The following is a 10,489-nucleotide window of genomic DNA, read 5'->3' on the forward strand; positions in this document are numbered from 1 at the left end:
GCGGAATCAGGTTGACCCTAACCAGGGAATATGAATAAGCATGACCGAGTTTGCCATTGAGCTGGCGGGCATCAACAAGAGTTTTGGTGCCGTCAAAGCCAACCGCGACGTCTCGATGAAAATCGCCAAGGGCACCGTCCATGGCGTCATCGGCGAAAACGGGGCCGGTAAATCCACGTTGATGAGCATTCTGTACGGCTATTACCAGGCCGACAGCGGCGCCATCCGGGTGAACGGCAAGGAAGCGCCGATCCGCAACAGCCAGGAAGCCATCGCGCTGGGAATCGGCATGGTGCATCAGCATTTCATGCTGGTGGACACCTTTACCGTGCTGGAAAACATCGTGCTGGGCGCCGAAGGCGGCCTGGTGCTGAAAAAGGGGCTGGACGAGGCCCGCGAGCATCTGAAAGAGCTCAACCGCAATTACTCGCTGGAGGTGGATCCGGACGCGCTGGTGGGCGATCTGGGCGTGGGCCTGCAGCAAAGGGTGGAAATCCTCAAGGCGCTGTACCGCGGCGCCGACGTGCTGATTCTGGACGAGCCCACCGCGGTGCTGACGCCGCAGGAAGCCGATCACCTGTTCCACATCCTGCGTTCGCTGAAGGCGCAGGGCAAGACCGTGATCCTGATCACCCACAAGCTGCGCGAGGTGATGGACATCACCGACGGCGTCAGCGTGATGCGCGCCGGCACCGTGGTGGCCAATGTCGCCACCTGCGACGTGGACAAGGAAAAGCTGGCGGACTTGATGGTGGGCCGCAAGGTCAGCCTGAAAGTGGACAAGGCCGAGCGCGAGCCGGGCGCGGCGGTGCTCAGCGTCAAGAATCTGTGCCTGACCGACGCGCGCGCGGTCAAGCTGCTGGACCAGCTGAATTTCGAAGTGCGCGCCGGCGAGATCGTCGGCATCGCCGGCGTGTCCGGCAACGGCCAGTCGGAACTGTTGGAAGTGCTGGCCGGCATGCTGGAGCCCAGCGCCGGCGAGATGGTCTACAAGGGCGAGGACCTGCTGCGCCGCCGTTGCGGCGGCGAGCCGCGCGCCGCGCTCTACCGCAAGCTGGGCATCGCCCACGTGCCGGAAGACCGCTCGCGCGAGGGCCTGGTCAAGGCCTTCTCCAGCTATGAAAACGCCATTCTCGGCTACCACGGCGAAACCGGCCTGGGCCGCGGCCCGTGGTATTCGCGCAAGCGGCTGTTGGCGCGCACTCGCGACTTCATCCAGCAATTCGACATCCGTCCGGGCAATCCGCTGCTGCGCGTGGGCCTGCTCTCCGGCGGCAATCAGCAGAAAGTGGTGCTGGCGCGTGAAATCCACGCCAATCCGGATCTGCTGCTGATCGGCCAGCCGACGCGCGGCGTCGACATCGGCGCGATCGAGTTCATTCACAAGCGGCTGGTGGAACTGCGCGACGAGGGCAAGGCCATTTTGCTGGTCTCGGTTGAATTAGAAGAAATCCTGGCGCTGGCCGACCGCATCCTGGTCATGGCCGGCGGACAGATCTCCGGCGAAGTGGCGGCCAAGGACGCTGACACCATTTCGCTGGGCCTGCTGATGGGGGGGCACAAGCATTGAAATTCGGACAACCTTCCACCTTGCCGCGCTGGGCGCAGCTGACGGTGCTGCCGGCGCTTAATCTGATGGCGGCGCTGCTGGTGACCGGCCTGGTCACCTGGCTGATAGGCGAAGACCCTTGGGAATGCCTGAAGCTGCTGATCAACGGCGCCTTCGGCTACGGCGAGGGCATAGGCTACACCCTGTTCTACACCACCGGCTTCATCTTCACCGGCCTCGCGGTGGCCACCGCCTTCCACGCCGGCCTGTTCAATATCGGCGGCGAAGGCCAGACCTATCTGGCCGGCCTGGGCGTCACCCTGGTGGTGCTGGGCTTCGACCACAGCCTGCCGCCGGCGGTGCTGGTGCCGCTGGCCATTCTGGCGGCGATGGGCTTCGGCGCGGCCTGGGCCTTCGTGCCGGGCTGGTTGCAGGCCAAGCGGGGCAGCCACATCGTGGTGACCACCATCATGTTCAACTTCATCGCTTACTCCTTGATGTTGTACCTGATCAGCCATCACTTGATCGAGGCCGGCTCGCAGAATCCGACCACGCGCGAATTCGGCCAGGCGGCCTGGATTCCCGCCATCCATGAAGTGGCGGCGCGCTTTGGCGTGGAGATTCCCACCTCGCCGCTGAACCTGAGCTTCGTGATGTCCTTGCTGGCCGCCGCGCTGTTCTACCTGGTGGTGTGGCATAGCCGTTGGGGCTTCGAACTGCGCACCGTGGGCACCAGCGAACCGGCCGCCCGCTACGCCGGCATGAGCGTCAGCCGCGTCATCATCCTCGCCATGTGCGTGTCCGGCGCGCTGTCCGGTCTGGCCGCGGTCAACGAGCTGATGGGCTCCGCCCACCGCATGAACGTGATGTTCACCAACGGCGTGGGCTTTGTCGGCATCGCCGTGGCGCTGATGGGGCGCAACCACCCGGTGGGCATCATCCTGTCCGCGCTGTTGTTCGGCGCCTTGACCCAGGGCGGCTCCGACCTGTCCTTCGAGAAGCCGATGATCACCCGCGAGATGATCATCTTCATCCAGGGTCTGATCATCCTGTTCTGCGGCGCGCTGGAAAACCTGTTCGAGCCGTTCATCGCCGGCCTGTTCAAGCGCAAGGACGACAAATAATGGAAATCTTCTTCAGTCTGCTCGATTCCACGCTGCGCGTGGCCACGCCGCTGATCCTGGCCGCGATGGCCGGCATGTTCTCCGAACGTTCCGGCGTGGTGGACATCAGCCTGGAAGGCAAGATGCTGGTGGCGGCCTTTGCCGCGGCCGCCGCGGCCTTCGCCACTCAGAACCCGTGGATAGGCATGGCCTGCGGCATCGCCGCCTCGGTGGCGATGGCGATGATCCACGCCTTCGTGTCCGTCACCTACAACGGCAATCAGCTGATTTCCGGCATGGCGCTCAACACCGTCGCTTCCGGCATCACCCCGGTGCTGGGCCTGGCCTGGTTCCAGCAGGGCGGCAACACCCCGCAGCTGCCGGACGAGGGCCGCTTCCACGAGATCGCGCTGCCGTTCGCCCATGAGCTGCGCGAGGTGCCGCTGCTGGGCCAGCTGTACAGCAAGCTGCTGTCCGGCCACAGCATCCTGGTGTATCTGACTCTGTTCCTGATCGTGCCGCTGGTGGCCTGGGTGTTGTACAAGAGCCGCTTCGGCCTGCGTCTGCGCGCCGTGGGCGAGAACCCGCACGCGGCGGACACCGCCGGCATTTCGGTGGCCAGGGTGCGCTACACCGCCTTGTTCTGGGGCGGCGTGTTGTGCGGCATCGCCGGCACCTATCTGTCCGTGTACCAGACCGGCAGCTTCATCAAGGAAATGACGGCGGGCAAGGGCTTCCTGGCGCTGGCCGCGTTGATTTTCGGCAAATGGAAGCCGCTGCCGGCGGTGCTGGGCTGCCTGGTGTTCGCTTTCGCCGACGCCATCCAGATCCGTCTGGAAGGCGTGGCGCTGCCGGGCATCGGCCAGATCCCGTCCCAGGCCATCGCGGTGATTCCCTATGTGCTGACCGTCTTGCTGCTGGCGGGCTTCGTCGGCCGCGCGGTGGCGCCCAAAGCGATAGGCATTCCCTTCGTCAAGAGCCGTTGACCGGCTTTTGAGCCAGGTCGGAAACCGCCAGCGGGCTTTGCCCCTGGCGGTTTTTTGTTTTATATCGCATACGGGAACCTTGCCGTCGTTTGTTATTCATAGTGATTCCCAATCTCAACTGCCATTGCGTCGCCAGGTGGTTGTTCAGAAAATTTGAATCTTTTGCGCTAATAATTTCGCTATGACGGCAATGGGCGCGCTTTTATGATTAACGGGCATGATAAGTTTTAATCTGCCGCTCATTTGTAATAAGGAATTCGATGCAACGCTACAGTCCGACACAGATAGCCCTGCACTGGCTGATTGCGCTGTTGATCATTGCCGCCCTGATCATGGGCTGGTATTTCAACAGCATGCAAATCACTTCGCCGGCCAGTTTCAAACTGAAAGCCTCTTTGATCGCCTGGCACAAATGGGTGGGCATCAGCGTGCTGGCGCTGGCCGTGCTGCGCCTGGTCTGGCGCGCGCGCCGCGGCGCGCCGGCGCCTTTGCCCGGGCAGCCGGCCTGGCAGCTCAAGGCCGCCGGTCTGATCCACGTGCTGCTGTACGCGCTGATGTTGGCCATGCCCTTGGTGGGCTGGCTGATGAGCTCGGCCAAGGGCTACCCGGTGGTATGGTTCAACCTGGTGCAATTGCCGGACCTGGTGGACAAGAACGAAGCGCTGGGCCATGTGCTGGGCTGGAGCCACGCGCTGATGGCTTACGCCATCGTCGCCATCGTCGGCCTGCACGCGCTGGCGGCATTGAAACATCACTTTATCGATCGCGACGCCACACTGGCGCGGATGTTGCCGTCCTGTCGCAAAGGAGATCCTCAAGCATGAAATTTCTGACTTCCCTCGCCCTGAGCGCCGCCGTGGCGCTGGCCATGGCGCCGGCCCAGGCCGCGCAAACGCTGAACGCAGCCAAGAGCACGCTGGGCTTTACCTTCAAGCAGATGAACGTGCCCACCGAAGGCCGCTTCAAGAGCTTCGCCGCCAACGTCAGCTTCGACGCCGCCAAGCCGGAGGCCACCAAGGCGGTGTTCACCGTGGACCTGGGCAGCGTGGACGTGGGCAGCGCCGACGGCAACACCACGGTGCGCGGCGCGTCCTTCTTCAATATCGCCAGCCTGCCCAAGGCCACCTTCACCGCCAAATCGGTGAAGGCCCTGGGCGGCGGCAAGTTCGAAACCCGCGGCACCCTGAGCCTGAAGGGCGTCAGCCGCGAGGTGGTGTCCACCTTCACCGCCGCCAGCGCGGGCAATGAAACCACGCTGCAAGGCAGCTTCCCGCTGCAACGCCTGCAGTTCAAGGTGGGCGACGGCGCTTGGGACGACACCGAGGCGATCGCCGATCTGGTGACCGTCAAATACAAATTCGTTCTGACCGGCAAGTGATCTTGCCTTTCTTTACCCTGGAGAAAACCGACGTGACGACCAAAATGAAGACTCTGTTTGCCGCCGTGATGACGCTGGGCGTGCTGGGCAGCGCGCAAGCCGCCCCGGTCACTTACGAAGTGGACAGCTCGCACACCCATGCCGGCTATTCGCTGAGCCACCTGGGCTTTTCCACGCTGAGCGGCCGTTTCAACGACACCAAGGGCACCGTGGTGCTGGACCAGGCCAAGAAAACCGGCTCGGTGGACATCGTGATCAAGACCGCCAGCCACGACAGCGGCTGGGCGGCGCGCGACAAGCACATCGCCAGCCCGGACTTCCTGGACGTTGAGAAGTACCCGACCATCACGTTCAAATCCGACAAATTCACCTTCAACGGCGACAAGCTGGCGGCGGTGGACGGTCAACTGAGCCTGCACGGCGTGACCAAGCCGGTGACGCTGACGGTGACCAACTTCAAGTGCGTGGATTCCCATCCGATGGCCAAGAAGCCGTGGTGCGGCGCCGACGCCACCGCCACCATCAAGCGCAGCGAGTTCGGCGTGGGCGCTTACGCGCCGGCGGTGGGCGACGATCTGCAGCTGAACATCACCATCGAAGCCGGCAAGAAGTAAGCGGGTTCGATAAAGCGCCGGAGAGCTTGTCCGGCGTCAAAAAAACCCGAGTCGAAAGACTCGGGTTTTTTTATGGACGCCGTTGCGGGGGATCAGGTCAGGCCCAGCACGATGGGGGCCAGCCAATCGGACAGCCACATCACCAGCAGGGGGCTGATCACGGTCATGCCGCCGAACACCGTCCAGGGCAGACGCGCTTCCGGCTGACGGCGCATCACGTACAAGAGCGCGCGGTAACAGGCGTAGCTGACGACCATGATCAGCGGCGGAGCCATCAGGTAGGACAGCAGCGGCCGCCAGTCCAGCAAGCGTGAAAAAGCGACGATGCCCAGATGTAGGCTGAGCTGGCTGGCCATCAGCGCCGCCAGCTGCGGCTGGCGTTCAGGGAAGGCCAGGCCAAGCCGGCTGACCCGCAAGCTGCTGGCGGACCACAGCACGGCGGCGATGCCCAGCCAGGCGTAGGCGTAACAGAAGGGCAGCAACACCGGCGACAGCACGGTGAGGAAGGGGTCCGCGCGGAAGATCAGCGCCAGGATGAAGAAGGACGCCGCGAAGCATAGCTGGGCGATGCCGTCGCGGCTGGCGATCAAGCGCCACAGAATGTGCAGGTAGAACAGCGCGACCAGAACGAGCAGGAACCAACCGGTGGGCGTCGCCGTCATTGAGCCTCCAGTACGCGGACCAGGACGGCGGACACCTGCTCGCCTATCTGGGCCAGGTAGTGGGTGTGCATGTCGAAGGTGAAGCGTTGCGGATCGTCCGACGCCAGCGCCAGCAGGCCGAAGGCCTGGCCCTTGCCGTCGCGCAGCGCCAGTTGGGCGAAGGACTGCAATACCGGCGCGGCCGGGAACCAGGCCAGCACGTCGTCGTTGACGTAGGGGCCACAATAGGGCGCGGACAGATTGCGCGCCAGCGCAGCCACCTCGCTGCGGGCGTCGTAGGCCGGGCCGGCGGACTCCGCCGCCGGATGCCACAGCCGCAGCGCCACGCGCTTCAGCTTGAAATGCTCGGCGAAGCAGGCGGGCAGCGCGTTCAGCACGTCTTGCAGGCTCAGGCAGGCTTGCAGCGTCAGCGCCAATTGATGGGCGCTGGCGATGATGCGGTCGTTGGCTTCGCTGTGGCGGATCAACTGCTGCAAACGCGATTCCAACTGGCGGTTGCGGTCCTTCAGGTCCAGCATTTGGCGTTCCGCCAGCGAGACCACCACGCGGTCTTGCGGCGCGCCGCCCGGCTTCAGGCCGAGTCTTTCGGCATGGTGGGCGAGAAAGTCCGGGTGTTGGTCCAAAAACGCCAGCACATCATCTGTCTGCATGATTCATAACCCCCTATACGGCTGTGTTGTTGTTGCGAGCCCGCCGCCGTTTACCGGCGGCGGGCCGTTAAATCTCGATTTCGCCCTGGAACACGGTGACGGCGGGGCCGGTCATGGTGACCGCGGCGTCGTCGGCCGGCCATTCCACCGTCAGTTCGCCGCCGCGGGTGTGCACCCGCACGCGCCGGTCCAGCAGGCCGCGGCGGATGCCGGCCACCACCGCCGCGCAGGCGCCGGTGCCGCAGGCCAGTGTTTCGCCGGCGCCGCGTTCGAACACGCGCAGACGGATTTCATCGCGGGCTACTACCTGCATGAAGCCGGCGTTGACCCGTTCCGGGAAGCGGGGATGGTTTTCGATGGCCGCGCCGACGCGCGTCACCGGAGCCAAGGCTACATCTGCGACTACCTGCACCGCGTGGGGGTTCCCCATCGACACCACGCTGACCGACAAGGTCGCATCCTCGACTTGCAAATCGTGGCATACCGCCTCGCGCTCGGCCTGGAACGGAATCTCGTCCGGAGTGAAGCGCGGCCGGCCCATGTCCACCCGGGCCTGGCCGTCGCCCAGATACTCCGGCGCGATCACGCCCTTGGCGGTTTCCACCCGGATCCGCGATTTGGCGGTGAGGCCGCGGTCGGACACGAATTTGGCGAAGCAGCGCGCGCCGTTGCCGCATTGCTCCACCTCGCCGCCGTCGTTATTGAAGATGCGGTAGCGGAAATCGTTGTCCGGAGAGCGCGGGGGCTCCACCAGCAGTAATTGATCGAAGCCGATGCCGAAGTGGCGATCCCCCAGCTGACGGATGCGCTCCGCGCTCAGGGGAATGGTTTGACTCACGCCGTCGACAACCATGAAGTCGTTGCCGAGGCCGTGCATTTTGGTGAAGTGCAATTTCATTGGCGCGCCAGATCCTGCGTAAACAAGCGGCCCGCTATCGGGCCGGCGGTCGGGCGGCGGGCCGCGCGCGCGGAAGCGCGGACGGGGCGTCGCCGCCAATAAGGCAGGTTAGCACAGTGGCGTAGATAGAGGTACAGGCGCGCGCTCAGGCGCTGCTCAGCGGCTTGCCGGGCGGGGCGCCCGCGCCGGCGTAGGCCTGCAGGGCGGCGCTGGACGCGGCCGTCTGCGGCATGGCTTCGCCGCCGGCTTGAACTGCGGCGGCTTGCGCGTCGGCGGCGGCGGCCTGGCCGGCGTCGTCTATCAGCGAGCCGGACGAAGACGCCGGCGCGTCTTGTCCGGTGGCGAGTTTGAGCGTGTCCTCGGCGGCGTCGCCGGACTGGCTGAGCTTGAGCTGCATTTGCATCAGCAGCAGCCGGACCAGCGTCGCCATGTCCAGGCGTGGACGGCTGGTTTGAGCGGGCTCCGGCGTCGGCTCCGGGGCGGCCGGCGCAAGCTCGGGGTCGAAGGCGGCGGCGTCTGCGGCGCGGGGCCTTGGAGAGAGGGCGGGCGGCGTTATCGGCGTGGAATGGATTTTCATTTCAACGGTAAAAATAATTAGCCGGACCCGGCTTAAACCGAGGTCCGGCGGGAAAAGGGCGCTCAGCCTGCGGAAGCTTGAGTCTGGCCGGCGTCGCCGCTATTGGCCTGGTAGGCGGCCAGCGCCGCCTGAACCTGAGCGCCGCCATGGTGATGGTGGCGATGGTGAGGCGGCTGGTTTTGCGCCGCCGTCTGCAAGCTTTGCTGCAACTGCTGGTAATCCTGCTGCGCCTGCTTAAGGTTGCCGCTGCCCAGATCCTGGCCCAGGTTATTGAACAGCGAGTTGGGCGATGAGGCCGAGGAAGCGCCGCTCAGCGCGCTTAAGGCGTCGTCGGCGTCGCTATTGCCCGAACCGCCGAAGCTGGCCGCCTGCAACTGGCTCAGCATCTGCTGGAACAGCACGGCCAGATCGCCGTTGCCGCCGGCATTGCTGGCTGACGCGTCGCCGGCGGCGGCGACGCTGCCGTCGGTCTGCATGGAGTTGATCAGGCTGGCGAAGTCCTGGCCGCCGGCGTTGGCGGCGTTTGAGCCGCTTGTCGCGCCGCCGGACGCCGCGGACTGCAGGCTGGCGAGGGCTTGCTGCGCGCCGCCCAGATCGCCTTGCCGCACGTCGTTGATCATGGTCTGGAAATCCTGGCGGCGCTGCTGGTGAACGGCTTTACGTTGTTGCCAGGCGTTGCCGCCGGCGTCGATGCCGCTGGTATTGCTGACTGACATGAATGTTCTCCCGCAAAGTCATGATGGAGTTGTCGGTCGTGAGCCTCACGGAGCAGCTCGACTTCCATTGCCGGCCTGGTTCTGACGTTTTGCCGGCGCGGGCGGCAATCCATGCCGCCGTGGCGGAGAGAATTGCCGTCTGGCGGCGAGTTTGGCCTGTTTTCGCGTCAGAACAAGGACTTGACCCGTTGCCAGTTGCAAACGGCGTGCCAGCCTTGCGGAGAGATTCTGTTAATTTCCGTGAGACAATCAGTCTCGTTCGGATGGTCTTGTTATAAACAAGTCAGCCCTCTGAACCGCCGGGATGCCGTCATGCGTTTTGCCATTACCTTGTCCGATCGCTTCAAGCCGGTGCTGGACGTGTTCCTGCACGCCGGCTGGCAGCCGTTGAAGTTGTTCTGCACCCCGGTGGACCATCGCATGCATCACCACAAGGAGTCGCTGGCGGCGGCGGAGCGCCTGGGCGTGCCGGTGCAGCTGTCGCGGATGCGCGAGCGCGACTTGCTGGAGCTGGCGGAGCAGGATTGCGAAGTCCTGCTGGTGGCCAGCTACAACTGGCGGGTGCCGGACTGGGAGCCTTATCTGAATTACGCGGTCAACTTCCATCCGTCGCCGCTGCCCATCGGCCGCGGGCCTTACCCCATGGTGAAGGCGATCCTGGACGGCCATAGGCAATGGGGCTGCAGCTGTCACCAATTGACCCGGGAAATGGACGCCGGCGATGTGCTGGCGCAGGAGCAGTTCGCGCTGAGGCCGGATGAAACCCATGAATCGCTGGACGCGAAACTGCAACTGGCGTTGTACCGGCTGGCGGGGCGAGTGGCCGGCGACTTCGCCTCTTTATGGGATCTGGCCCAGCCGCAAGGCGAAAACAGCAGCTATTGGCCGCTGTGGCGGGACGAAGAACGGGTGTTGGATTTCAGCCTGCCGGTGGAGGACGTCATGCGCCGAGTGCGCGCCTTCGGCGACTTCGAATGCCTGGCCGCAGTCAACGGCGTCACCGTGCACGTGCACCGCGCGCAAGGCTGGCGAGAGAGCCACGCTTACCCGCCGGGCTCCTTGATCCTGTCCAATGCGCTGAGCCTCCTGGTGGCCGCCGCCGACGGCATGGTGCTGATCAGCGAATGGAGCCTGAACCCGCCCGGCGGCGTCAGCGGCCGGCTGAGGGGGTGAGGTGAGGCGGTGTAGACCTTCGCTGAAATTTTTTTCATTGGCCACCTAAACTTTTTATCGATCGCCTAGATAAGACTCTCCGAACAGTCCAATTTCCGGGGGTCAGCATGGTTGCAGTGGTGGCGGGTGTGGGTTTGGGTTTGCAGAACAGTTCGTTGGCGGCCTTGGGCGGGCAGGGTCAGT

General features: G+C 64.5%; 12 protein-coding genes. 7 read left to right on the top strand and 5 right to left on the bottom strand.

The window, feature by feature from the left end; genetic code table 11:
- The first annotated feature begins 40 nt into the window (after positions 1–40).
- The 6 genes from ACODSD_RS17225 (at position 41) to ACODSD_RS17250 (ending at position 5,630) form a co-directional block, all read left to right on the top strand.
- Positions 41–1,570 (top strand): ABC transporter ATP-binding protein, encoded by a 1,530-nt coding sequence (locus ACODSD_RS17225; protein WP_227107988.1) that lies wholly within the window; start codon positions 41–43, stop codon positions 1,568–1,570.
- Positions 1,567–2,673, top strand: coding sequence for an ABC transporter permease (locus ACODSD_RS17230; RefSeq protein WP_233246676.1), 1,107 nt, complete (start codon positions 1,567–1,569; stop codon positions 2,671–2,673). The genes ACODSD_RS17225 and ACODSD_RS17230 overlap by 4 nt, the downstream gene beginning before the upstream one ends.
- The gene (locus ACODSD_RS17235; protein WP_107799390.1) at positions 2,673–3,638 is read left to right on the top strand and encodes an ABC transporter permease; all 966 of its coding nucleotides are present in this window, start codon (positions 2,673–2,675) and stop codon (positions 3,636–3,638) included. The genes ACODSD_RS17230 and ACODSD_RS17235 overlap by 1 nt, the downstream gene beginning before the upstream one ends.
- Before the next feature lie 260 nt (positions 3,639–3,898).
- Positions 3,899–4,462 (top strand): cytochrome b, encoded by a 564-nt coding sequence (locus ACODSD_RS17240; protein WP_107799389.1) that lies wholly within the window; start codon positions 3,899–3,901, stop codon positions 4,460–4,462.
- The gene (locus tag ACODSD_RS17245) at positions 4,459–5,016 is read left to right on the top strand and encodes a YceI family protein (RefSeq protein WP_227107992.1); all 558 of its coding nucleotides are present in this window, start codon (positions 4,459–4,461) and stop codon (positions 5,014–5,016) included. The genes ACODSD_RS17240 and ACODSD_RS17245 overlap by 4 nt, the downstream gene beginning before the upstream one ends.
- A gap of 32 nt (positions 5,017–5,048) precedes the next feature.
- On the top strand, positions 5,049–5,630 hold the full coding sequence (locus ACODSD_RS17250; RefSeq protein WP_233246675.1) for a YceI family protein: 582 nt from the start codon (positions 5,049–5,051) through the stop codon (positions 5,628–5,630).
- Between the two features lie 92 nt (positions 5,631–5,722).
- Here ACODSD_RS17250 and ACODSD_RS17255 read toward each other — a convergent pair whose 3' ends face one another.
- From ACODSD_RS17255 to ACODSD_RS17275, 5 genes are all read right to left on the bottom strand, one after another.
- Positions 5,723–6,292, bottom strand: coding sequence for a hypothetical protein (locus tag ACODSD_RS17255; RefSeq protein ID WP_107799387.1), 570 nt, complete (start codon positions 6,290–6,292; stop codon positions 5,723–5,725).
- Complete coding sequence (locus ACODSD_RS17260) at positions 6,289–6,942, bottom strand: DUF484 family protein (protein ID WP_235088928.1); 654 nt, start codon at positions 6,940–6,942, stop codon at positions 6,289–6,291. The genes ACODSD_RS17255 and ACODSD_RS17260 overlap by 4 nt, the downstream gene beginning before the upstream one ends.
- A gap of 67 nt (positions 6,943–7,009) precedes the next feature.
- Positions 7,010–7,840: a diaminopimelate epimerase gene (gene dapF, locus ACODSD_RS17265; protein WP_488877907.1), complete on the bottom strand. Its 831-nt coding sequence runs from the start codon at positions 7,838–7,840 to the stop codon at positions 7,010–7,012.
- A gap of 145 nt (positions 7,841–7,985) precedes the next feature.
- On the bottom strand, positions 7,986–8,270 hold the full coding sequence (locus ACODSD_RS17270) for a hypothetical protein (protein ID WP_107799384.1): 285 nt from the start codon (positions 8,268–8,270) through the stop codon (positions 7,986–7,988).
- A 209-nt stretch (positions 8,271–8,479) separates the two neighbouring features.
- On the bottom strand, positions 8,480–9,133 hold the full coding sequence (locus tag ACODSD_RS17275; protein WP_107799383.1) for a hypothetical protein: 654 nt from the start codon (positions 9,131–9,133) through the stop codon (positions 8,480–8,482).
- Positions 9,134–9,445: 312 nt separating this feature from the next.
- On the opposite strand from ACODSD_RS17275, the gene ACODSD_RS17280 reads away from it, so the two are divergent.
- Positions 9,446–10,306 carry a methionyl-tRNA formyltransferase gene (locus ACODSD_RS17280; RefSeq protein ID WP_488877908.1) on the top strand — a complete coding sequence of 287 codons (861 nt, stop codon included), beginning with the start codon at positions 9,446–9,448 and terminating at the stop codon, positions 10,304–10,306.
- Positions 10,307–10,489 lie beyond the last annotated feature (183 nt).

Source organism: Chromobacterium sp. FG22 (assembly GCF_057809415.1).